27 protein-coding genes are annotated in these 22,516 nt (G+C 52.6%); 5 read left to right on the top strand and 22 right to left on the bottom strand.

Features of this window, described 5'->3' with window-relative positions; all coding sequences use genetic code 11:
- Window positions 1-73: 73 nt before the first annotated feature.
- Window positions 74-301 carry a YodD family peroxide/acid resistance protein gene (gene yodD, locus ACLD4K_RS16875; RefSeq protein WP_000844798.1) on the bottom strand — a complete coding sequence of 76 codons (228 nt, stop codon included), beginning with the start codon at window positions 299-301 and terminating at the stop codon, window positions 74-76.
- Window positions 302-429: 128 nt separating this feature from the next.
- On the opposite strand from yodD, the gene dsrB reads away from it, so the two are divergent.
- Window positions 430-624, top strand: coding sequence for a protein DsrB (gene dsrB / locus ACLD4K_RS16870; RefSeq protein WP_000867218.1), 195 nt, complete (start codon window positions 430-432; stop codon window positions 622-624).
- A 38-nt stretch (window positions 625-662) separates the two neighbouring features.
- Here the strand turns inward: dsrB and rcsA are convergent, their stop codons facing one another.
- The 14 genes from rcsA to fliF form a co-directional block, all read right to left on the bottom strand.
- Window positions 663-1,286, bottom strand: coding sequence for a transcriptional regulator RcsA (rcsA, locus tag ACLD4K_RS16865; RefSeq protein WP_000103974.1), 624 nt, complete (start codon window positions 1,284-1,286; stop codon window positions 663-665).
- Window positions 1,287-1,567: 281 nt separating this feature from the next.
- Window positions 1,568-2,362, bottom strand: coding sequence for a flagellar biosynthetic protein FliR (fliR, locus tag ACLD4K_RS16860; RefSeq protein WP_024798919.1), 795 nt, complete (start codon window positions 2,360-2,362; stop codon window positions 1,568-1,570).
- 8 nt (window positions 2,363-2,370) lie between these two features.
- Window positions 2,371-2,640: a flagellar biosynthesis protein FliQ gene (gene fliQ / locus ACLD4K_RS16855; protein WP_000187355.1), complete on the bottom strand. Its 270-nt coding sequence runs from the start codon at window positions 2,638-2,640 to the stop codon at window positions 2,371-2,373.
- A 9-nt stretch (window positions 2,641-2,649) separates the two neighbouring features.
- Window positions 2,650-3,387, bottom strand: a complete 738-nt coding sequence (gene fliP / locus ACLD4K_RS16850) for a flagellar type III secretion system pore protein FliP (protein ID WP_001253411.1) — start codon at window positions 3,385-3,387, stop codon at window positions 2,650-2,652.
- A complete protein-coding gene (fliO, locus tag ACLD4K_RS16845) occupies window positions 3,387-3,764 on the bottom strand; it encodes a flagellar biosynthetic protein FliO (RefSeq protein ID WP_000978276.1) in 378 nt (125 codons plus the stop codon). Before fliO ends, fliP begins: the two co-directional genes overlap by 1 nt.
- Entirely contained in the window at window positions 3,764-4,177 is a 414-nt protein-coding gene (gene fliN / locus ACLD4K_RS16840) for a flagellar motor switch protein FliN (protein ID WP_001282111.1), read from the bottom strand. Before fliN ends, fliO begins: the two co-directional genes overlap by 1 nt.
- On the bottom strand, window positions 4,174-5,178 hold the full coding sequence (gene fliM, locus ACLD4K_RS16835; RefSeq protein ID WP_000502811.1) for a flagellar motor switch protein FliM: 1,005 nt from the start codon (window positions 5,176-5,178) through the stop codon (window positions 4,174-4,176). The genes fliN and fliM overlap by 4 nt, the downstream gene beginning before the upstream one ends.
- A 4-nt stretch (window positions 5,179-5,182) precedes the next feature.
- Window positions 5,183-5,650, bottom strand: a complete 468-nt coding sequence (gene fliL, locus ACLD4K_RS16830; RefSeq protein ID WP_411012189.1) for a flagellar basal body-associated protein FliL — start codon at window positions 5,648-5,650, stop codon at window positions 5,183-5,185.
- 104 nt (window positions 5,651-5,754) lie between these two features.
- On the bottom strand, window positions 5,755-6,972 hold the full coding sequence (fliK, locus tag ACLD4K_RS16825; RefSeq protein WP_411012188.1) for a flagellar hook length control protein FliK: 1,218 nt from the start codon (window positions 6,970-6,972) through the stop codon (window positions 5,755-5,757).
- Window positions 6,969-7,412 carry a flagellar export protein FliJ gene (gene fliJ / locus ACLD4K_RS16820; protein WP_000046981.1) on the bottom strand — a complete coding sequence of 148 codons (444 nt, stop codon included), beginning with the start codon at window positions 7,410-7,412 and terminating at the stop codon, window positions 6,969-6,971. Before fliJ ends, fliK begins: the two co-directional genes overlap by 4 nt.
- A gap of 21 nt (window positions 7,413-7,433) precedes the next feature.
- Window positions 7,434-8,804 carry a flagellar protein export ATPase FliI gene (fliI, locus tag ACLD4K_RS16815; protein ID WP_000213257.1) on the bottom strand — a complete coding sequence of 457 codons (1,371 nt, stop codon included), beginning with the start codon at window positions 8,802-8,804 and terminating at the stop codon, window positions 7,434-7,436.
- On the bottom strand, window positions 8,804-9,511 hold the full coding sequence (gene fliH / locus ACLD4K_RS16810; protein WP_000064158.1) for a flagellar assembly protein FliH: 708 nt from the start codon (window positions 9,509-9,511) through the stop codon (window positions 8,804-8,806). The genes fliI and fliH overlap by 1 nt, the downstream gene beginning before the upstream one ends.
- Complete coding sequence (gene fliG / locus ACLD4K_RS16805; protein WP_023202361.1) at window positions 9,504-10,499, bottom strand: flagellar motor switch protein FliG; 996 nt, start codon at window positions 10,497-10,499, stop codon at window positions 9,504-9,506. The genes fliH and fliG overlap by 8 nt, the downstream gene beginning before the upstream one ends.
- On the bottom strand, window positions 10,492-12,174 hold the full coding sequence (gene fliF / locus ACLD4K_RS16800) for a flagellar basal-body MS-ring/collar protein FliF (RefSeq protein ID WP_411012187.1): 1,683 nt from the start codon (window positions 12,172-12,174) through the stop codon (window positions 10,492-10,494). The genes fliG and fliF overlap by 8 nt, the downstream gene beginning before the upstream one ends.
- 216 nt (window positions 12,175-12,390) lie before the next feature.
- Between fliF and fliE the strand changes: the two genes are divergently transcribed.
- Entirely contained in the window at window positions 12,391-12,705 is a 315-nt protein-coding gene (gene fliE / locus ACLD4K_RS16795; RefSeq protein ID WP_000719037.1) for a flagellar hook-basal body complex protein FliE, read from the top strand.
- A gap of 120 nt (window positions 12,706-12,825) precedes the next feature.
- Here fliE and ACLD4K_RS16790 read toward each other — a convergent pair whose 3' ends face one another.
- The 3 genes from ACLD4K_RS16790 to yedE form a co-directional block, all read right to left on the bottom strand.
- Window positions 12,826-13,212 carry a hypothetical protein gene (locus ACLD4K_RS16790; RefSeq protein ID WP_411012199.1) on the bottom strand — a complete coding sequence of 129 codons (387 nt, stop codon included), beginning with the start codon at window positions 13,210-13,212 and terminating at the stop codon, window positions 12,826-12,828.
- Between the two features lie 265 nt (window positions 13,213-13,477).
- On the bottom strand, window positions 13,478-13,711 hold the full coding sequence (gene yedF / locus ACLD4K_RS16785; protein WP_000790504.1) for a sulfurtransferase-like selenium metabolism protein YedF: 234 nt from the start codon (window positions 13,709-13,711) through the stop codon (window positions 13,478-13,480).
- Window positions 13,708-14,913 (bottom strand): selenium metabolism membrane protein YedE/FdhT, encoded by a 1,206-nt coding sequence (yedE, locus tag ACLD4K_RS16780; RefSeq protein ID WP_411012186.1) that lies wholly within the window; start codon window positions 14,911-14,913, stop codon window positions 13,708-13,710. Before yedE ends, yedF begins: the two co-directional genes overlap by 4 nt.
- A gap of 185 nt (window positions 14,914-15,098) precedes the next feature.
- On the opposite strand from yedE, the gene yedD reads away from it, so the two are divergent.
- A complete protein-coding gene (yedD, locus tag ACLD4K_RS16775) occupies window positions 15,099-15,512 on the top strand; it encodes a lipoprotein YedD (RefSeq protein ID WP_000754694.1) in 414 nt (137 codons plus the stop codon).
- Window positions 15,513-15,551: 39 nt separating this feature from the next.
- On the opposite strand, the gene amyA is transcribed toward yedD, so the two are convergent.
- The 4 genes from amyA to fliD all read right to left on the bottom strand — a co-directional run bounded on the left by amyA (window position 15,552) and on the right by fliD (window position 19,301).
- Window positions 15,552-17,036: an alpha-amylase gene (gene amyA, locus ACLD4K_RS16770; protein WP_411012185.1), complete on the bottom strand. Its 1,485-nt coding sequence runs from the start codon at window positions 17,034-17,036 to the stop codon at window positions 15,552-15,554.
- Window positions 17,037-17,107: 71 nt separating this feature from the next.
- Window positions 17,108-17,476, bottom strand: coding sequence for a flagella biosynthesis regulatory protein FliT (fliT, locus tag ACLD4K_RS16765; RefSeq protein WP_000204899.1), 369 nt, complete (start codon window positions 17,474-17,476; stop codon window positions 17,108-17,110).
- A complete protein-coding gene (gene fliS / locus ACLD4K_RS16760; protein ID WP_000287764.1) occupies window positions 17,476-17,883 on the bottom strand; it encodes a flagellar export chaperone FliS in 408 nt (135 codons plus the stop codon). The genes fliT and fliS overlap by 1 nt, the downstream gene beginning before the upstream one ends.
- 14 nt (window positions 17,884-17,897) lie before the next feature.
- Window positions 17,898-19,301: a flagellar filament capping protein FliD gene (gene fliD, locus ACLD4K_RS16755; protein WP_079981550.1), complete on the bottom strand. Its 1,404-nt coding sequence runs from the start codon at window positions 19,299-19,301 to the stop codon at window positions 17,898-17,900.
- A 256-nt stretch (window positions 19,302-19,557) separates the two neighbouring features.
- Here fliD and ACLD4K_RS16750 point away from each other — a divergent pair, with 256 nt between their 5' ends.
- Entirely contained in the window at window positions 19,558-21,045 is a 1,488-nt protein-coding gene (locus ACLD4K_RS16750; RefSeq protein WP_411012184.1) for a FliC/FljB family flagellin, read from the top strand.
- Window positions 21,046-21,123: 78 nt separating this feature from the next.
- Window positions 21,124-22,329 (top strand): flagellin lysine-N-methylase, encoded by a 1,206-nt coding sequence (fliB, locus tag ACLD4K_RS16745; protein ID WP_411012183.1) that lies wholly within the window; start codon window positions 21,124-21,126, stop codon window positions 22,327-22,329.
- Window positions 22,330-22,516 lie beyond the last annotated feature (187 nt).

The following is a 22,516-nucleotide window of genomic DNA, read 5'->3' as shown; positions in this document are numbered from 1 at the left end:
CGAATTTTCAAGTGCTTCTTGCATAAGCAAGTTTGATCCCGACCCGTAGGGCCGGGATTTTTTTCAGCCATTTTTAACGGTTTACTTCTGTTACACTAAAATCATGAATATCCAGCTCGAATGCTTCAGCTAATTCATGCCATGTATGATATTCCCGTCCGTCTACGCTCACCCGCTCAGGATCTTCCTGGCTACGGTGAACCTCGCTTTCGCTGATTTCATTGATGGCCGCCAGTAGCGCATCTACATCGACGCTCACTTCGCGCTTGGCCGTATCACTGTACTCTTTTGCCGTTTTCATCTTCACTACCTCGCAGGTTCCTGACAGCCTAAGTATAGACCGTTGAGAAAACCAGCAAACACGCCGGCAAGGCGCTGTCAGACGCAGAAAATTGTTCTACACTGGCACAAAGCGACAGGAGGAAAATGATGAAGGTGAATGATCGGGTAACCGTTAAAACGGACGGCGGTCCCCGCCGACCGGGCGTGGTACTGGCAGTGGAAGAATTTAGTGAAGGCACAATGTACCTGGTTTCGCTGGAGGATTACCCGCTCGGCATCTGGTTCTTCAATGAGTCAGGTCACCAGGATGGTATTTTTGTCGAGAAGGCGGAGCAGGACTAATTGAGCCGGACTGGAGGTACATTGCCAGTCCGGATGTCTCAGCGCATGTTAACAAAAATGCCGTTAGTAACGTTATCTGTCAGCCGCACTACGTGATAGATCACTTGTTTATTATGCGTTTTTATCTTTCGTTTAATATTCCCCTTATGGGAGGAGACTGTTTTTGCTTTAATATTCATTCTGTCAGAAATCTGAATGGTTCCCTGACCTTCCATCCACATTCGCAACATGCTGGATTCAGTTCGACTTAACGATAATGTTGGTAAATTTATGGTTCCTGAAATACCCGACTCTTTTTTCAGAATATCGCCAAGAAGGGTATCCAGCGAGTCAGGTTTAATCGATTTTGAGCTAATCAATAAGTTTTTTCTTACTAATAAATATTCATCAAAATGCACATTAGCAATTGCCATAAAAACAATAAATAACGTGTCAGGATGTTGATTAATGATTTGCTTTATTTGTTGACTGTCTGAAGGCGTATGAATGAAACAGTCCTCATTAATAAACACCACCGAAGGCTGATGCGCGCCACAAGCGATAGCGAGTTCGTCAACGGTTTCGATGTCGTTGATTTCCCTTTTTTTCACCCCTCTGCTGACCAGATACCCGCTTAACCCTAGCCGGGTGTAACTGCATAAATCCATAATAATCGTTGACATGGCATACCCTCACTCAATGCGTAACGATAATTCCCCTTACCTGAATAACTCACCATAATCAGACGGAACACGAATAGTCACCTTAGACAACGCTTACGCGGTTTTTCAGGCGAACTTACTATCCCGTAAAGTTACATATAATTTGCCAGGAATCATCTTAAAGTAAAGTGAATGTTGCGTTATGTGAGTGAAGTAAAAACAAATAAGGGGCAGCGGATATATCCTGGTGAATGTTTTTTAAAATTTATTTTCGGATAACCCTTAGTAAAACAGGATAAAAATTATGGGTTATTATTTATCGGCATCTCGCTAACAATATCAGCAAGCAAATTGAAAATTTCGCTGAATAAATGTTCGCAAAACGGCGCAATTAATGGCATTAGCGCGGCCATCAGCATAATGCCGACGGTGAGGGTAAGCGGGAAACCGATAACAAATATCGAGAGCTGCGGCGCCATGCGGTTTAATAGCCCCAGCGCCAGGTTGAGCGTAAGCAGGAGGGTAATGACCGGCAATGCCAGCATCAGTCCGTTTAAGAAAATGAGTCCTCCGGCCCTGGCGAGCGCCATAAATGCATTACTGTTCACCGGGTTACTACCGATGGGCAGAGTGTGGAAGGTATCGACCAGCAGCGAAATAAGCCACAAATGGCCATTAAAGGTGAGAAACAGTAGCATGGCGAGCATATCCATAATACGCGCCAGAACCGGCATATTCAGGTGGCTGCCCGGGTCGACGAAGGTGGCAAAGGAAAGCCCCATTTGCAGACCGATAAACTCACCTGCGGTACGCACCGCCGCAAAGGCGAATTGCATGGTAAATCCCAGCGCAATGCCGATCAGAATTTGTTGCATCGCCAGCCATAAGGCGGCAATAGAAAAAAGCGGCGTATCGTTTGCCGGTAGCGACGGCGCAATAACGAGGGTAATTATTATTCCCAACCCCAGTTTTACCCGCTTGGGAATAGCGCGCTCGCTGAGAATGGGTGCCGTTGAAATCAGCGCCAGTACGCGCAGCAAAGGCCAGAAATAGAGATGCAGCCAGTATAGCCATTGCTCGCTTGTAACCTGGATCATCGTTCTGTTTATCCGATGATATAAGGTAAATTGCTGAACAGAGTGCGCACGTAATCCAGCAGCAGGTTGAGCATCCACGGGCCGGCAACGATAATTGCGATGAATACCGCGACGATTTTAGGGATAAACGACAGCGTCATTTCATTAATCTGAGTCGCGGCCTGTAAGATGCTGATAATGAGGCCGGTAATCAGCGCGACGAGTAACAGCGGCGCAGCCAGGGCGAGAGCGACTTTCATCGCCTCGGTGCCCATCATCATGACGGATTCAGGAGTCATTTTGCGCCTCTAACTGTAAAAGCTTTGGGCCAGCGACCCCACAAGCAATTGCCAACCATCGACCAGCACAAACAGCATCAGCTTAAACGGCAGGGCGATTGTCGCTGGCGGCACCATCATCATCCCTAACGCCATCAATACGCTGGCGATCACCAGGTCGATAATCAAAAAAGGGATGAAAATCGTAAAACCGATCTGAAACGCCGTCTTTAATTCGCTGGTGACATAAGCGGGCAGGAGGATACGCATCGGTACTGCTTCCGGTCCCTGTAACGGACCGCTATTGGCCAGACGGGCAAACAGCGCCAGATCGGCTTCGCGGGTTTGGCGCAGCATGAACGCGCGTAACGGTTGCGCGCCTTTATCCAGCGCTTCCTGCATAGAAATTTTCTGCTCGCTAAACGGCTGGTAAGCATCCACGTAAATCTTGTCAATGACGGGCGACATAATAAAAAAGGTCAAAAACAACGCCAGTCCGAGTAACACCTGATTTGGCGGTGCCGAGGGCGTGCCCAGCGCGTTACGCAACAGGCCAAAAACAATGATGATACGCGTGAAGCTCGTCATCATCAGTAAAATCGCCGGCAGAAACGTCAGCGAGGTGATGAAAACCAGAGTCTGGACGGATAATGACCAGCTTTGGCCTCCGCCCGCTAATGGCTGGCTGATAAGCCCCGGCAGTTGCGCAGCGGCGGCGGGACTAAAAAGCCACAGACCCGCCAGAGAAAGGAATAACAAACGGCGCATCAGGATCTCCCGGAACGCTTGAGTAAGCTCTTCATCATGTTCTGGAAATCCGCCGGTGGGGCAACGGGTGCTTCCGTGTCATTCTCCGCGGGCGGGAGGGTGTGCAGCAGGTTGATCTGCGAGGCGGTCACGCCCAGTACCAGACGCGCATTTTCGACCTCGACAATCACCACGCGTTCGCGCGGACCAAGCGAGGCGCTGGCTGACACCTTGAGTCCCCGTACGCTATTTCCTTTTGGCGCGAATCCCATACGCTTAATCACCCAGGCCGCCGCCAGAATGAGCGCAATAATGCCAATTAATGCGCCGCTCACCTGCATGAGCGGCGATCCGGCTGGCGCGGTGGGCTGAGAAACCGTGGCTTCTGTCTTCATCATTAACGACTCAAACGACGCATACGCTCGGATGGCGTAATAATATCGGTGATACGTACGCCGTATTTATCCGCCACGACGACCACTTCACCCTGGGCAATCAGGTAGCCATTAATCAGGATATCCAGCGGCTCGCCCGCCAGCCCGTCCAGCGCGACGACCGACCCCTGCGTCAGACGCAGCAGTTCTTTAATGGTCATTCGCGTGCGGCCCAGTTCTACGGTCAGTTTGACCGGGATATCCATAATCAGATCGATATCCTGCATAGCACCGCTGACATCGCCGCCGCCAAGCTGTTGGAAAACCGCGTCGGCGGCGCTTTTATTGGTGGTCGCTTTTTGCTCGTTTAACGCGTCAGCCCACAGATCATCCAATGCGCCAGTATTCTCATCGGACGGATTATTCATGTCACTCATTTGGGCTGTTCCTCATTCAGCGAATTCAAAATTGGGTTGATCAAATGTTCTACGCGTAGCGCATACTGTCCGTTTACGGTGCCATATTGGCTGGTGAGTACCGGAACGCCGTCCACATGAGCAATAATGCGGTCGGGTTTTTCAATCGGCAGTACATCGCCGGGTTTCAGCTTCAAAATCTGGGAAAGACGTAACGGAATATCGGCAAAATTGGCTACCAGCTCCAGTTCAGAGTGCTGAACCTGACGTACCAGGTTATCACGCCAGTTCTGATCTTCATGGCGCGAGTTTTCCAGCGGCGGATTCACCAGCAGCTCACGCAGCGGCTCGATCATGCTAAATGGCAGACAGATGTTAAATTCACCGGTCAGATTGCCGATCTCCACATGAAACGGCGTATTGACGACGATATCGTTCGGCGAGGTGGTGATATTGGTAAATTTCACCTGCATTTCGGAACGCACATACTCCACTTCCAGCGGATTAATGGCTTTCCATGCGTCGCTATAGCCTTCCAGCGCCAGTTTCAGCATACGGTTGATGACACGCTGTTCCGTATGGGTAAACTCGCGGCCCTCGACTTTGGTCGGAAAACGGCCGTCACCGCCGAACAAGTTATCGACGGCAATAAACACCAGACTCGGCGAGAACACCACCAGCCCGGTGCCGCGTAGCGGCTTCAGGTGGATCAGGTTCAGGTTGGTCGGTACCGGCAGGTTACGCGCAAATTCGTGATACGGCTGAATACGTATGGCGCCCACGGTAATATCCGGGCTGCGGCGCAGCAGGTTAAATAATCCCATCCGGAACTGGCGTGCGAAACGCTCGTTAATAATCTCCAGCGCCTGCAAGCGTTCACGCACGACGCGACGCTGGGTATTGGGATCGTAAGGGCGAATATCGCTATCGCTTGCGATACCGGGAGTGGGTTCGTCTTTGGTGTCGCTGTCGCCGTTCAACAGCGCGTCGATTTCAGCCTGAGAAAGAATACTATCGCCCATATCGTTACCGCAGAATAAAAGCTGTATAAAGCACGTCAGTGACGACCTGTTTTGGTTGTCCGGCAACGAGCGGCGCGGCCAGTGTCTCTTTAATGGCGGCAATCAGTTTTTGTTTGCCAGCTTGTGTTGAGAGCTCGGCGGCATTCTGACGGGAAAACAACAGCAGCAGACGGCTGCGCACTTCCGGCAGATATTCATTTAATCGCGCGCGCGTCGCTTCGTCTTTCAGACGCAGGGTCACGCCGATATACAACACGCGATCCGCATCGCCCAGATTGACGGTAAACGTATCCAGCGCAAAAAATACCGGCGCGGGCGGCGGAGCCGGTTCCGCTGTAGCGTTCGTGGTCGGTTGCTGCTGCATACGCCAGTAGCTATAACCAGCGGTCGCGCAGGCGGCGAGGGTAATCAACACCAGCAAAGGTATCCAAATCGAGCGTTTGCTCTTTTTGTTAATCGCGGAGTCAGTCATCTGATACGGGCTTCCTGTTTCGGTACTGCTTATTGGCTGATTATCCCGTGTCCTGTCCACGACAAAGCGTGGAAAAGACGCGGATAATCATGCTACCTCTGGCGTTAGGCGAAGATATCCACTGCGCCATTGCCGCGCGCGGCGGCCTGAAGCGAGGCCGGCGCCGCTAACGCTATGTCATCTTCAGCGCCAAACGCGTCCGGGTGTTGGGCGCGGGAAGACTGTTGTTGCGACGAAGACTGCTGCTGTCCGGCAAAGCTTTCGCTACTGATACTGCTTTGTCCCAACTGAATGCCGCTTTCCGCCAACTGAGTGCGCAACATGGGTAGAGCGGCTTCCAGCGCGGCGCGGACATGGCTGTGCGGCGATACCATCTGGAGCTGCGCCTGATTGTCATCCAGCTTGAGCGAAATATGCACCTGACCTAACTCTTCCGGATGCAATCGAAGCTGCGCGCTTTGCTGTCCCTGACGCGTAAATAACATGACCTGCTGACTGAACATTTGCTGCCATTCATGGCTGCCTAACGGCGCGCTGAGTACCGGGGCTGAGGCGACAGGTAGCGGTTGCGCCGTGGCGCTGCTGAGCGTCGGCATTGCCGCGCCATGCGTTACTGGCGCGGACGGGCTATCCACCTCCACTTTCGCGCTGGTCGCGGCGGCAGCAACCACCAGCGGCGTCAGTGATGGCCCCGTGGCGCGATCGTCGCTGGCGCGCGCAAGCGACGCCTCGGTTTTCCCTTTTTCATGCTCGCTAAAAGAGAGCGTATGTGTCTCTTCCTGCGGCGCCGATGGCATGTCGCCGCGCAACAGTGACGGCAAGGCGATGTGATTTTCAGCCGGCGTCTCTCCGGCGACAGGCGTCGCGACAGGTTGTCCGGGCAGCATGGCGAATAAGGCGCTCAGACTGGCAAGATCCTCATCGCTCAGCGCGGGCGTTTTCTCATCATGCTGCGCCGTTTTACTCAATGCGGCCAGGGCGCTGGTTTTCAACGATGGGGTTAGCGTAGACAGTAGATGCTGCGCTTGTGTCAGATCGGTAAGCGTTTCATCCGTTGCATTCGCTTTTTGCGCCAGCAGGTCGGCAAGCTTCGCCGCCTGAACTGGCTCGCCATGTTGGGTCAGTAACCCTTTCGATAATTTGCCGCCTGCCGCCTGTAAATCGGCCAGCGTGATGCGGGCGTCTTTGCCCTGTGCGCCGTCTGCGCCTAACGCACCCGCCAGGAGCGCCAGAAAGTCCTCGGCTGAACCGGTGGTTTTTCCTGACGTCAGACCCGCGGTCATGTCGGTATCGGTGGTGATCAGTTGGGGCAGGGTGATCATTCGGGTTTCCTCATTGCTGCACGCTGAGCAAATTCATCCATCTTTTTCTGATCCATGCGGTTTTCAGCTAACAGCGCTGCCGCGGTTTGTCGGTCCTGTAAGGTTTGCCAGGCCTGAAGTCGCTGCTTTTTCTCACGCCAGCTCTTCAGCGCCAGGTCGACTTTTTGCGTCCACTGCGTAAGCTGGAGGCGATGCTGCTCTATCGCCTTTTCCAGTGTCTGAATAAACTGCTGATAGTTGATCCAGCGATTACTGGCGATGCCGTTGCCCATATCGGTGTTCAAATTACTGCGATACTCATTCTGATAATCGATCAGCATTTTGAGCTGTTCTTCCGCCTGTTGGCAGCCGCGACGCATTTCGCCCAGTAAACGCGCCGCGTCATCTACCTCTTTTTCGGCCAGATCTTTGAGTGTTTCCAGAGCGCCATGTTGTGCCATGATCGTCGCCTTCCTGCTTTATCACACCGTCGGGAAAATTAAATCGAGCGCCTGCAGAGAGTCTTCCCAGTCGGCCCGTTCAAAAATGCCTTGCTGTAAAAACGCTTCCAGTTGCGGCCATAAGGTAATGGCTTTATCAAGCATCGGATCGCTGCCTTTGGCATAGGCGCCGACGCTGACCAGATCGCGGTTACGCTGGAAACTGGAAAGCAACTGTTTAAATAGCCGTACCCGCGCATAGTGCTGCTCGGTAATGAGCGCGGTCATCGCCCGGCTGATTGACGCCTCGATATCAATGGCCGGATAGTGCCCGGCCTCCGCCAGACGGCGGGACAAGACAATGTGCCCGTCGAGGATTGCGCGTGCCGAGTCGGCAATGGGATCTTGTTGGTCGTCCCCCTCGGTCAACACGGTATAAAACGCGGTGATAGAGCCGCCGCCGTGGATGCCATTACCGGCACGTTCGACCAGCGCCGGCAGCTTTGCGAACACCGAGGGCGGATAACCTTTGGTGGCTGGCGGTTCGCCGATTGCCAGCGCAATTTCACGCTGCGCCATCGCATAGCGCGTCAGCGAATCCATAATCAGCAACACATGCTGTCCGCGATCGCGAAAGTCTTCGGCGATGCGGGTGGCATAGGCGGCGCCCTGCATTCGCAGCAGCGGCGAAACATCCGCCGGGGCGGCAATCACCACCGAACGCGCGCGACCGTCGGGGCCGAGAATATTTTCGATAAAATCTTTAACTTCGCGGCCACGTTCGCCGATAAGTCCCACGACAATCACGTCCGCCCGCGTGTAGCGCGCCATCATGCCAAGCAGAACCGATTTACCGACGCCGGAACCGGCAAAGAGTCCCATACGCTGACCGCGCCCTACGGTTAACAACGCGTTGATAGCGCGTACGCCGGTATCCAACACATGTTCGATTGGCGTTCGCTGTAGCGGGTTAAACGGCGGCGTGATTAACGCGCCGGTTTCCAGCGTATCCGGCGCAGGCAGTCCGTCGAGCGGTTTACCGCCGCCATCCAGCACCCGACCAAGCAGGGCCGGGCCGAGCGGTAGCTGTTTGCCGCTTTGCAGACCGTCGCCATGCCCGTTACGGGCGTAAACGCGGGCTCCGGGCAGAATGCCTTCGACCTCTTCCAGCGGCATTAAAAACAGACGCTGGCCATTAAAACCGACGACTTCCGATTCCACCTCTTTGGTTTCAGGGCCGTCCTGGCGCTCAATAATGCAGGTGGCGCCCAGCGGAAGCTGGAGACCGGTAGCCTCCAGTACCAGGCCCGTGGCGCGGGTTAAACGTCCATAACGACGCACCGCCGGCAATAACGCCATTTTTGCTTCAAAGTTGTCGAGCGCGGTAAGCCAGCGGGTCAGGCGCGTGGTCATCAGAGCACTCCCGGTGCCGCCAGGCGACACAACTCTTGCCAGCGAGTAGCGACGCTGGCGTCCAGATCGCCCTCATCGGCAGAGACTTTACATCCGCCGTGATGCAACGTTGGATCGCCGCGTAACCGCCATCCGTGAAGGCTGAGCGTGGCGCCCAGCATCTCTTCCACCCGCTGTAAGTCGTCCGGATGCACGCGCAACTGCGGCTTGCCGCTAAAGAGCGGCTCTTGCTGCAACAGTTGTTGGATCTGTTTAATCAGCGCTGAGTTGTCCACCGCCGGCGTTTGGCCGATGACCTGACGTGCGGCCTCCAGGGCCATTTGCATCAGCCGTGAGGCGATAACGCTATCGAGCGCGTCAAGCGTGTTCTGAAACTCACTCACTAACTGCTGCATACGGGCATGAATCGGCGCCTGCTGCGTCTGCGCCTGGGCTTGTCCTTGCTCCAGCCCCTGCGCTAACCCTTCCTGATATCCTTGTGCGTGTCCTTTTTGCCGTCCCTCCGCCAGCCCGGCGTTATAACCTTGTTCATGGGCCTGTATTTTTAGCTGCGCCAGCTCCTGCTCCAACTGCTGTTCGGCAGTGAGTTCGGGCTCCGGCGTATCGTCTGTCAAGGTCACGTTATCAGCCTCAACCGGCACAAACGTTTCTGGCGGCGGGGCGAGATCGTCGGGGGTCCAGACTTGCCACGGCAATTCATTAGACATAGGTATCCTCGCCGCTGCCAATCACCATTTCGCCGGTTTCCGCCAGACGACGCACAATAAGCAGAATCGCTTTCTGCTCGTTTTCCACCTGAGACAGACGAACCGGGCCACGGTTGGCAAGGTCGTCGCGCAGGATATCGGCGGCGCGCTGGGACATATTGCGCAGGAACTTCTCGCGTAATGGCGGTTCGGCGCCTTTCAGAGCGATCAGCAGCGATTCGGAATCCACTTCCTGCAGCAGACGCTGGATACTGCGATCGTCCACATCCACCAGATTTTCGAACAGGAACATCTCGTCGATGATTTTCTGCGCCAGTTCGCCGTCGAATTCGCGCACTGCGGTAATAACCGCTTCTTCCTGCTGCGTTTTCATCAGGTTGATAATTTCTGCCGCGGTTCTTACGCCGCCCATTTTGCTGCGTTTCAGGTTCTGACCGTCGAGCAGGCCATTCAGCACTTCGGTCAACTCCGCCAGCGCCGCCGGCTGTACGCCGCCAAATGTCGCGATACGCAGCATCACATCATGACGCAGACGCTCGTCAAACAGCGCCAGAATATCGGCGGCCTGACTGCGTTTGAGGTGGACCAGAATGGTGGCGATAATCTGCGGGTGTTCGTCGCGAATCAGGTCGGCGGCACTCTGCGGTTCCATAAAGTTGAGCGTTTCGATACCGCTGGTGGTATCGCGCGTTTCCAGAATATCTTCCAGCAGGCTGGAGGCGCGTTCTTCGCCCAGCGCTTTAATCAGTACGGAGCGCAGGTATTCGTTGGCGTTGATATTCAGCGCGGCGAACTGCTCCGCTTCTTGCTCAAACTCTGATAGTACGTCCGTCAGTTGTTTGTTGGAGATCTGACGCACGTTAGCCATCGCCGTACTTAGCGCCTGCACTTCGCGGGTGGAGAGGTGTTTAAACACCTCTGCCGCCCGGTCTTCGCCAATGGTCATCAACAAAATGACGCTTTTATCGATACCGCTAAGATTACTCATGATCGTTACTCATCCACTGGCGAATGACCAGCGCCACTACGCGCGGATCGTTGTCTGACATTTCGCGAATACGCTGGCTCATCACCTCAGCGCCCAGACGCTGGTTAGCCCGGCGTTGCTGGAGCTGCTCGTCTTTGCTAAGGCGTACTTCCACGGCTTCTTCGGTTTCCTGGCGAACCTGTGCCTGTTCCTGCGCCGCTTTCGCTTCTTCAACGCGGCGCGTCAACTGCGGACGTACCGCTTTGCGCCACAGAATCCAGGCCACCACCAGCACCAGTAACCAGCGACCTGCCGCGAGCAACTGATCAATAAAGGACTGCTGTTGCCAGAAGGGCAGTTCGCCGCCGGTTTCATCCACTGCGCTAAACGGTGAATTCACCACGTTTAGCGTATCGCCGCGTTTATCAGAAAAACCCATCGCCTCACGGGTTAAATTCTCGATCTGTTTCATCTGATCGGCGGTCAATGGCAGCGGTTTGCCATCCGCCAGCGTTTTGTAATTCACCACGACGGCCACGGAGAGACGCTCAATATCGCCCACATTCATTTTGGTGTGACGAATGGTGCGGTCCACTTCGTAATTACTGGTTTCATTACGCTGTGTATTGCGCGGGCCAGCGCTGTTACTGTTGGTACTGGTGCTGGTTTGTAGCGTATTCTGCGCGTTTTGTTGATTGGTCGGCGGCGTGGCGATCGGCGCCTCGTTAGGCGGCGCTGGTTGGTTCGACAGCGCGCCAGGCACGCCGCCGGGATAGCCCGCGCCTACCTGTTCGCTAATATTCAACTGACGTGAACGCAGGGTGGCCTTCGACGCATCGCCGTTCGGGCTGTAGTGCTCTTCCGTCTGTTCTTTATTGGCAAAATCCAACTGGGCGGTTACCTGAGCGTGAACATTACCGTTCCCGACGATAGGCGACAGAATGGCTTCGATACGGCGTTGGATGCGGCTTTCCACATCATTAGCAAATTTTAATTGCGCGTCATTAAGGTCGCGACCGCTGGTATTGGATTGCGTGAGCAGATGACCGGATTGATCGACCAGAGTGACGTTTCCTGGCGGCAAACCGGCGACAGCGCTGGAAACCAGATGTACCACAGCGCTAATTTGTCCTTCATCCAGCGCCCGGCCCGGTTCCAGTGTGACGGTGACGGAGGCGGAAGGGGATTTTTGTTCCCGCACAAATAGCGACGGCTTTGGCATCGCCAGGTGAACGCGGGCGCTTTTTACCGGACCCAGAGTCTCGATCGTCCGGGCCAGTTCACCTTCCAGCGCGCGCTGATAATTCACCTGCTCGCTGAACTGACTGATTCCGAATTTTTCCTGATCAAGCAGTTCAAAGCCTACCGCGCCGCCTTTAGGCAGTCCCTGCTGCGCCAGACGCAGACGCAGTTCATGCACTTTGCCGGCGGGCACTTCAATCGCGCCGCTACCATTGGCAAAGCGATAGGGGATATTCATCTGGGTCAACTGCGCGACGATCGCGCCGCCGTCCTGATCGGAAAGGTTGCTAAATAGCGTGCGGTAATCGGGCGTTTTAGCCCACAGCACCATCGCAACGACGATCGCCACGGCAGCGGAACCCGCCACAATTAACGGAATTCGGGGATTCGCGCGTAGGCGATTAAGCCACTCGAGAGGTTTAGGTTGGGTTGCAGCCGATGCAGTCGCACTCATCTCGCACCTCGTGACTGATCGTGGACGGCGTTTTTTGCAAAGTGGAACAAGACTCACTCCCGGGTCAGCAAACTCGAAAAATTGACGGTCTCATTATTTGTGGTTTCGAATTTTTCTATGCGCTAAAAACCGAGGTTTTTTATCGTTATTTAACGCCTTTATCTTATTGACAAACTGGTAATCTCTGCTGTGTAAAAAATCATCCAGGGGAATAGCATGGCAGCAATACAGGGGATTGAAGGGGTTATTAGCCAGTTACAGGCGACGGCGATGGCCGCGCGCGGGCAAGACACGCACTCGCAGTCGACGGTGAGTTTTGCCGGCCAGCTACATGCTGCGCTGGATCGTATTAGCGACAGACAGACGGCGGCGCGCGTTCAGGCGGAAAAATTCACTCTGGGTGAGCCGGGCATTGCGCTTAATGACGTGATGGCCGATATGCAAAAAGCGTCCGTCTCCATGCAAATGGGGATTCAGGTGCGCAACAAGCTGGTCGCCGCGTATCAGGAAGTCATGTCCATGCAGGTTTAAGCCAGAGCTGACAACACATCCGCAGCGAACTCCCGGGCGCTTACCTCAGTCAGCGGCGGGGGACGCGACGCCCATGCAACCAGTGCGTGATTATGTGGGCTTGTTTTTTGCGAGGCGCGCTCATTTTATTGATAAGCGGGTTGCACATTGTTGCAGAGACTTATTAAAAATAGGGTACGCCTGTTTACTGACGCCATTCATTCCTACTATTCGTTCTGGCGCTGTTGTCATTGAGTTTGCAATCCAGAATGTTCCTGCAATATATGCACCGTTGCGATAATACACGGTAAATTCTTTACTAATGCCTGGAATATCTGTTTCATGGAGATCCAGTATATACCCATACGGGGACAGATTATCAGCGAGACAGCGGGCAATGACGCTCGGATGTGCATTGACCACTGTGACGGGTGAGTAACGGGCAGCGGCAAGACAGACGACTCCAATAATGGAGATGAAAATAATTTTTATCATTTTTTTGGCTTCTGCTGTGCATAAATAAATCATCACCTGATGACGTCAGTGAGTAAAAGTATTAATATCTGATAGTCTTTTATGACGTAGACGGAAAATAATAATTATTTTATATTTTGATTAAAATAACCCTGGATTTTTCATCGGCTCAGACAAAATTAAAACGGTATACGTTATATAATAGATTTATGCCACGGCGCACAAGACGACCTTGTCTGATTTCTTTTATGCGTTTTAGATTTTTGCCGGTTATGCCGTAAAAAGGTCTCCCGCCGTAACGTACAGCGGGAGTATGTGCTTATTTTTGAATCAGATAACGAATTGTCGGACCATCCTGCTGGATATCCAGCACCGTATAGCCGTGATTGCGCGCATCCAGTGGAATATTATTAATGGACTGCGGACAGTCGCTCACCACTTCCAGGATCTCCCCTTTTTTTAGCTGTGGCATCGCTTCCAGAGTGGCGACCGCCGGGTACGGGCAAGGTTCGCCAACCATATCCAGACGGTAATCAGGGACGATATTTTTCATACAGATTCCTTAGCAGGCGTCAGCCCCGCACGGCGGAAAAAACGTTTTTCCCAGCCGATAATTAACATCAGCGCGGCAAATAATAACAGGTAGGTGACCAGCAGACCGCCCAGCGGACCAAAGGTATTCAGCAGGTTAACTTTATCCCAACTGGTCGCCAGCGCGGGCGCGAAATCATCCCAGTAGTAAGCCAGGATGGTCGAACCGATGACATTGCCGAGGCCCACCCACCAGTAATGCACCTGGCCTTCTACGGCGCGGTACATCCAGCCGGTTTCGCAGCCGCCCGCCAGCACGATGCCAAAACCGAACAGCAGTCCGCCAATGACCGCATTCGGCCCAGCCCACATAATTTTAGGTGCAACGCCCAACTGCACGTAGCTGAAAATACCAATGGCGCTGACCGCCATGCCGAAAATAATCGCTTTTGCCATATGGGCGCGTCCGGAGATCCACAGATCGCGAAAGGCCGAAGTAAAGCAGATTTGCGCGCGCTCGATCAGCAGCCCAAACCCGACGCCGAACAGCATCGCCAGCCCCAGTTTCGGCTGATGCATTGCTGTTAATAACGCCCAGCCAATCATGCCGATAAAGACCAGCATACCGAGCCTGAAACGCCGTCTTGCCTGATCCGGTTTCTGCGTCAGTGGCGAAGCCGAGGAGACCTTTTGCATTTTCACCGGTATGCGAAATATCGGCAGTAGCGTAAAGCGGGCGCCGAACCAGGAACCGATAGCGGTCGCCAGCGCAAAGAACCACGCGTGTAGGGAGAACTGCGGGATTCCGGTAAAAAAGGCGGCCAGGTTACACCCCATCGCCAGGCGCGCGCCGAAGCCAGCGATAATGCCTCCGACCACCGCCTGTACGATACGGATTCGGCTGCGCGGCATACGCAGTTTTACGTTGTTGGCCCACAGCGCCGCGGCGAAACAGCCGCCGAACATGCCGAGGATCATCATGCCGTCGATACGCGTCAGCGGCGTACCTTCCAGATGAATCAGCTTGTAGTAGCCCCACTGTTCGGCATGAACGCCAAAAAGCTGCAAAATTTGCCCGCCCCAGCGGGTAAATTCGCCCGTCACGGCCCAGAACGTGCCGGTGATGCCAAAATAGTAGGTAGAGAGAATACCGGCTGCGATCACCGCAGGGGCCGGCGCCCAGAATTTAATTAACCAGGTTTGCTTGAAGTGTTGCCATGACATGTGTTTAGCCTCTGAACTCAGAAGGTGTGAAACAAGAAGTGCGCATACTACACCGATCACAGAATTTGCCTACACCTAATAAGCGGTAATACCGACTGGATCAAATTGCGGCAAGCGCCTGGAAAGGCTGGCGGCGTCAGGGCTTTAATGCCACAATTCCTCTTTCTTCTGATGCAGGATGAATGATGAAAAAAGTAGCGATCGTTGGCGCATTGCTGGTTCTGGCCGGATGCGCCGAGGTGGAAAACTATAATGATGTGGTGAAAACGCCCGCGCCGGCCGGTCTGGAAGGGTACTGGCAGTCAAAAGGCCCGCAACGTAAGCTGGTGAGCCCTGAAGCTATCGCCAGCCTGGTGGTGACTAAAGAAGGCGATACGCTGGACTGCCGCCAGTGGCAGCGCGTTATTGCTCTGCCGGGCAAGCTGACCATGCTCTCCGATGACTTAACCAATGTTACGGTTAAGCGTGAGCTCTATGAAATTGAGCGCGACGGGAATACTCTGGAATATGATGGCATGACGCTGCAACGGGTCGCTCGTCCGACGCCGGAGTGCGCCGCCGCGTTAGAAAAAACGCCGCTGCCGACGCCGCTGCCGTAATTTCGCTTCCCGGCCGCGTTCTGCCGCCGGGAACGCTCATCACATGTCCTCAATGATCCACACGCTGACGCTGCCTGCGTTGCAGAAGAACGTCGCTTCGCCTTGATCATTAGTTACAACATGCTCACTGCGGTTTCCCAGAAAATCACGCCAGGTCTTGTTAGCGTAATTGTCGCCGAGCAGGAGGGTTTTTTCACCGTCGTCGCCATTGGAAAGTACAACCACACAGCCCGGATTCTCTTCAGTGCCGCTGCGACTAAAGGCGATACAGTTAGGATGATCGAAAAAGAGTGTTTGTATACCGTGCGCAAAACGCTGACGAGCGAGGATCAGCCGATCCAGTTGGTTAATCACCGGCATATCGACCCGACAGGTCTCGCCATTTTCGCCACTATCCTCATAGCTGGCACCGTATAAATCGGGATAAAACACCGACGGTACGCCGTTTTCACGAAGCAGGATCAGCGCATAGGCCAATGGTTTGAACCAGGGTTCTACCGGTGCTTCCAGCGCCTGTAACGGTTGTGTATCGTGGTTAGCGACCAGCGTCACCGCATGAAAAGGGTCGGCTTCTACCAGCGTGCCGGTGAATATGTGGCGCATGTCATACTCCGCGCCCTGGCGCGAGGCCTCGTGAAATTTCATTTGCAACGGCGCGTCGAACAGCATGGTTTTCCCGTCGACCTGATCGATGTACGTTTGCAGTTTATCCACTTCATGCGACCAGTATTCTGCGACAATAAACAGCGGTTTTGGCGCAACCGCCTGTACATGCTCAATCCATTCTTTATAAAACCAGGCGGGTATATGTTTTACCGCGTCCAGGCGAAAGCCGTCACAATGGGTTTGTTCCATGACCCAACGAGCCCAATATTTAATCTCTTCCGTAACCGCGTGATTGCGAAAATCGATATTTTCACCCATCAGATAGTCGAAATTACCCAGCTCATCATCAACCTGATCGTTCCAGCCATCGCCGGTATAGTCATTGACGATCTTAAAAATGCCGTCTTCGTCGGGATTCTCGATGTGATCAATGCCGCTGAAACAGTGATAGTCCCAAATAAAGTTGGAATACTGGCCCGCGCGGGCAGGGAAGGTGTAGCGCGTCCAGCCTTCGCATTCAATGATGTTGTCATCGATTTGCGTGCGGTCATCCTGATTCACGCGCTGAACGCGAATACGTTCTTTTTCGTCTGCGCCCATTTTGTGGTTCACGACGACGTCGAGCAGCACCGCAATATTATTTTTTTTGAGCGCGTCTATCGCCGTCAGTAACTGGCGTTTATCGCCGTACTTTGTCGCGATAGTTCCTTTTTGGTCAAATTCGCCGAAGTCAAACAGGTCGTAGGTATCATAGCCTACGGAATAGCCGCCGGAGGCGCCTTTACAGGCGGGCGGTAGCCAGACCATATTGATACCGATATCATTCAGCCCATCAGCACGTTCCGCCAGCTCAGACCAGAGTTTACCGCCGTCGGGATAATACCAGTGGAAGTACTGCAATAACGTGGGGTTTTTCATCTTCCGTGCTCCAGAAGTCGTTTAGCCGACCTCTGGAGTATGGAAGAATTTTCATACGAGACGGGAAAATATTATGAGGCGCCAGGCGCGTCTGGCACGAGTAACATACCGGAAAGACGGCCATAAGCGTTGTTGAGTGATTTTTGGCGGGTGGATTGTCCGATCAAACTGCTGAGTTCATCCAGTCGCTGTTGCAGCAGCCCTTTCAGGAGCTGCTCATTATCCAGCGTTTGTTTGATGTACCCGGCGACCATATCCTGAATACTACGCGTAATACCCGGTGGAGTTTGCTTTTCCATCACCGTTTCAATACTTTGCAGATAGGAGACCTCTTGTTGCAGTAAGAGATCCCATTCACCTCGCTGCGCAAGTTCAAGTAGCGACTGACTGAGCAGCGCAATACGCTGCCAACGGTTGATAAACTCCACGGTTGAGGTCATTAACGAGACTCCTGGAAAGATGCTTTCGGTGAAATCTGCTTCCAGGCTTCTGCAATATTGCTGAGTAACCCTTCCACTTCTTCGATGGCCTGAGCGTCGTTACGCAAATTAGCCTGCAGTAAACGGCGAATCATATAGTCGTATAGTTCGGAAAGATTCGTCGCAATCTCACCGCCTTTTTCCTGATCGAGGCCGGCTTTCAGACCGTTATCGATAATATTGATGGCTTTGCTTAACGCTTCACCTTTCGCGACAACATCGCCCTGTTCTAAAAACAGGCGAGCGCGCACCAGAGCGCTATTCGCGCCATCAAATAACATTTCAATCAACTGGTGCGGGCTGGCGCTCATCACGGCGCTTTCCACGCTGACTTGCGCATAAGCTTTGATACCGCTCGCGGTGTACATGGTGACCTCTGTTATCAGGAGTTGTTCATAGCTGTAAATTGCTGGGTCAAATAACTACTGGTGTTATTCAGTTTACTCATCATGGTATCCAGTTGGGTAAACTGGGCCTTGTAACGGGCAACGGTTTCATCGATGCTGTTGCTAACGGACAGGTACTGTTTCGTCAGGCTTTTCAGCGTGGCGTTAACGTTGTCCTGCGCATTATCAATAATACCGTCATCTGCCAGATAACTTTTCACTTCGGTGGCAATTTTGGTGGTGATACCCGTTTCTTTACCATCGCCTACCAGCAGTTCACGCGCTGCGGCTGTGTTATCTTTCAGTACTTTGGTCAGCTTATCATCATCAATCTTCAGTTTGCCGGAGGTCCCATCCTGGGTGATGCCAATTTCCGCCATTGTTTTGAACGCAGAATTACTACCGCTATTGGCAAATTGTGCCCGAATCCCGGTCTGGATAGTACGAACCACACTATCGCCTAACAGCGCGCCGTTTTTATCGCTGGCTTCTTCGCCCGGCTCAACGGCGGTATATTTAGTTAATGAGCTAAAGGTATCCACCAGCGAGTTATAGGCATCCACCCAGGATTTAATCGCCTCTTTCGCCTTGGTATCATCTTTCGTTACCGTCACGGTCGCATCGGTCACTTTCTTGGTCAGGGTGAGCGTAATTCCCTGAGGGGCGTCGGTTACGGTATTGCTCTGACGCTCAATGTCGATGCCGTTTACGTTCAGCTTCGCGTTTTCTGCTTTCACCAGCTCTTGCATATTGCCGGTATTGGTGGTGCTGTCATAAGCGAGTAGATCGTTAAGTTTTGTATCGCCTTCCACCGTGATCTTCATCGTATTGTCGGTACCGCTATTGGCGGTAAGCACCAACTGGAATTCGTTCTCTTTGACCTTAACGATACTGGCGGCGATACCGCTGTCGGCGTCATTGATGGCGTCACGGATCGCCTCCATGGAGGTGTCGCCTTTATCCAGCTTAATTTCCAGCGGCTCTTTACGTCCCGGCTGTTCAATTTTAATCGTTCGGGACGTGACCGACGTATCGCCCAACTGCTCTTTGGTGGTCGCGAAGGTGGTTTTTGTCGCCAGCGACTGTGCGGCGGCAAGCTGGGTTACGCTAATCTTATAAGTCCCTGCGGCAGCGCCAGCGGTAGTACTGACTTTGAGATCTTCAGTGGTGCTGGACGCCACGGTAGACTTAAATAAATCCGCTTTATTTAACGCGGTATTTGCCGTCTGGAATTTTTCTAATGCGCTTTTCAATGTGCCATAGGCGGTTAGCTTTGCCGAATTCGCGCTCTGCTGTTTGGTAATTGGCGTTAAGCGTCCTTTTTCGTTCTTTGTCAGGTCTGTCAACAACTGGTCTAACGGTAAGTTTGATCCCACACCTAATGATGAAATTGAAGCCATGCCTTCTTCCTTTTTGATTGCAAACAGTAGTTAAGCGCGTTATCGGCAATCTGGAGGCAAAGTTTAATGATAATTTTGCAAAAATAATGCGCGGAATAATGATGCATAAAGCGGCTATTTCGCAGGCTAAGAAAAAGATCGGGGGAAGTGAAAAATTTTCTAAAGTTCGAAATTCAGGTGCCGATACAAGGGTTACGGTGAGAAACCGTGGGCAACAGCCCAATAACATCAAGTTGTAATTGATAAGGAAAAGATCATGGCACAAGTCATTAATACAAACAGCCTGTCGCTGTTGACCCAGAATAACCTGAACAAATCCCAGTCTGCTCTGGGCACCGCTATCGAGCGTCTGTCTTCCGGTCTGCGTATCAACAGCGCGAAAGACGATGCGGCAGGTCAGGCAATTGCTAACCGTTTTACCGCGAACATCAAAGGTCTGACTCAGGCTTCCCGTAACGCTAATGACGGTATTTCTATTGCGCAGACTACTGAAGGCGCGCTGAACGAAATCAACAACAACCTGCAGCGTGTGCGTGAACTGGCGGTTCAGTCTGCTAACAGCACCAACTCCCAATCTGACCTCGACTCCATCCAGGCTGAAATCACCCAGCGCCTGAACGAAATCGACCGTGTATCCGGCCAGACTCAGTTCAACGGCGTGAAAGTTCTGGCGCAGGACAACACCCTGACCATCCAGGTTGGTGCCAACGACGGTGAAACTATTGATATCGATCTGAAGCAGATCAACTCTCAGACCCTGGGTCTGGATACTTTAAGTGTACAGGATGCCTATACGCCAAAAGGTACCGCTGTTACCAGAGATGTTACCACCTATAAAGATGGTGGTACTACTCTTGCAGCACCTAACGCAGCAGCAATTGATACCGCTTTAGGTACGACTGGTGCGGCGGGTACTGCGGCTGTGAAATTTAAAGACGGTAACTACTTCGTTGAGGTGACCGGTACAGCTAAAGATGGTCTGTATGAAGCTACAGTTGATGCAGCTGGCGCGGTGACAATGACCGCAAATAAAGCAACAGTAACTGGGGCTAGCACAGTTACCGAAAACCAAATTGTGGACGCTGTTACACCGACGCCAGTTGATACAGTCGCAGCAGCTACTGCATTGACCAATGCAGGTGTGACAGGTGCGACAGGTAATACCAGCTTGGTTAAAATGTCATTTGAAGATAAAAATGGCAAAGTTACTGATGCGGGTTACGCGCTTAAAGTTGGAAATGATTATTATGCCGCTGATTACGATGAAAAAACTGGTGAGATAAAAGCTAAAACTGTAAATTATACTGACGCTACTGGTGCGACAAAAACCGGTGCTGTGAAATTTGGCGGTGCGAATGGTAAAACTGAAGTTGTGACCACCGTTGATGGTAATACTTATCAGGCTAGTGATGTAAAAGGGCATAATTTCCAGAGTGGTGGCGCTTTAAGCGAGGCTGTAACTACTAAAACTGAAAACCCGCTGGCTAAAATTGATGCCGCGCTGGCGCAGGTGGATGCGCTGCGTTCTGACCTGGGTGCGGTTCAGAACCGTTTCAACTCCGCTATCACCAACCTGGGCAATACCGTAAACAACCTGTCTGAAGCGCGTAGCCGTATCGAAGATTCCGACTACGCGACCGAAGTCTCCAACATGTCTCGCGCGCAGATTCTGCAGCAGGCCGGTACATCCGTTCTGGCGCAGGCTAACCAGGTTCCGCAAAACGTCCTCTCTTTACTGCGTTAATCCGGCGATTGATTCACCGACACGTGGTACACAATCAAGGCAGCGAAAGCTGCCTTTTTTAATTCCGGAGCCTGTGTAATGAAAGAAATCACCGTCACTGAACCTGCCTTTGTCACCCGCTTTTCCTGTTCTGGCTCGGCCTGTCGCGACCACTGTTGTAAGGGCTGGAAAATCACGCTGGATAAGACGACGGTTAAAAAGTATCTCGCCAGTAAAGACACGACGATTCGTACCATCGCGCAAGAGCATATTATCCTGCTGAAAAAGAACAACAGCCACTGGGGCGAAATTAAGCTGCCTTTCGCGCTGGGAAATTGCCCTTATCTGGATGAGGACCGTCTGTGCCGGGTACAAAAAACGTTAGGCGCAAAGGCATTAAGTCATACCTGTTCCTCTTTCCCGCGGGCGCATCATACCTACAAAAATGAGGTACGTAATTCCCTGAGTCTTGCCTGCCCGGAGGTGACGTCCCGCATTTTGAACGATCCTGACGCAATGGCACTCAGCGAAAAAACTATCATTCAGCAGACATTCAATACTGCGCCGTTATTCCCAGCGCAGCAAAAGTTACTCAATCTGTTTTGCCTGAGTCTGATCAATCATGCCAACAGCAGTACGGAAGCCGCGCTCTATGCGTTGATTAAATTTGTCATGTATGCGCAGAAATTTGCCAAAATTGATGATGCCGCGCTGGGTGAACTGGAACAAGTGTATGCCGCGTTACTTGAGCAATTGCAGACAGGCGTGCTGGCGCAGGAATTGATGAATATCGCGCCGGATAGCAAGGTAAAAACCTCGCTGGTATTGCAGATGCAGAACTATTTCCGCTCGCTCCCGCTTAATCGTGGCAGTGTTATCCTCGATCACTACATCCAGTGTCTTCTACGGGTGCTGACGGCGGAAGAGGGCGTTTCAATGGAGCAGAAGGTTAGCGATATTGAGTCCTCATTAGCGCGCTGTTTACAGGCGGATGAGCAGCAGAAGAACTGGGCTTTCAGAAATTTAATTCTCTATAAAATTTGGGAAAATAATTTCCCCAACCAGCCGAATGTCGACCCATTACGCGCGCTGTATATTATCGTGGCGGAATATGCCTTTATTAAGCTATTAACGGCAGCCAGCGTGCATGAGCGCGGGCGGCTTGAGTGGGATGACGTTACTAATATTGTGTATAGTTTTCACTCCCGCAGCCAGCATAACAGCGAGGTGGCGAAGAATTTTCATCGCCATATAGAAACGGTGCGTACTGGCGACGATCTGTCGATGATTCATCTTCTGACATAGTTTTGCTCGGGGTGGGCTTTTGCGCATCCCGTTTATCCTATCTGGCTGATTTTATTCTGCTCTTTGAGCCGCTAAAAAGGCGCTACAGGTTACATAAGTGAAATAACCCTTCTTTTATAGCCTTATTCCTTCGATAGAACCCTCTGTAGAAACGGATAATCATGCCGATAACTCATTTAACGCAGGG

It is taken from the genome of Salmonella sp. 741265055_HSA (assembly GCF_046569525.1).
GTDB classification, from domain to species: Bacteria; Pseudomonadota; Gammaproteobacteria; order Enterobacterales; family Enterobacteriaceae; genus Salmonella; species Salmonella enterica.
This window is presented reverse-complemented; position numbering and strand designations above follow the sequence as displayed.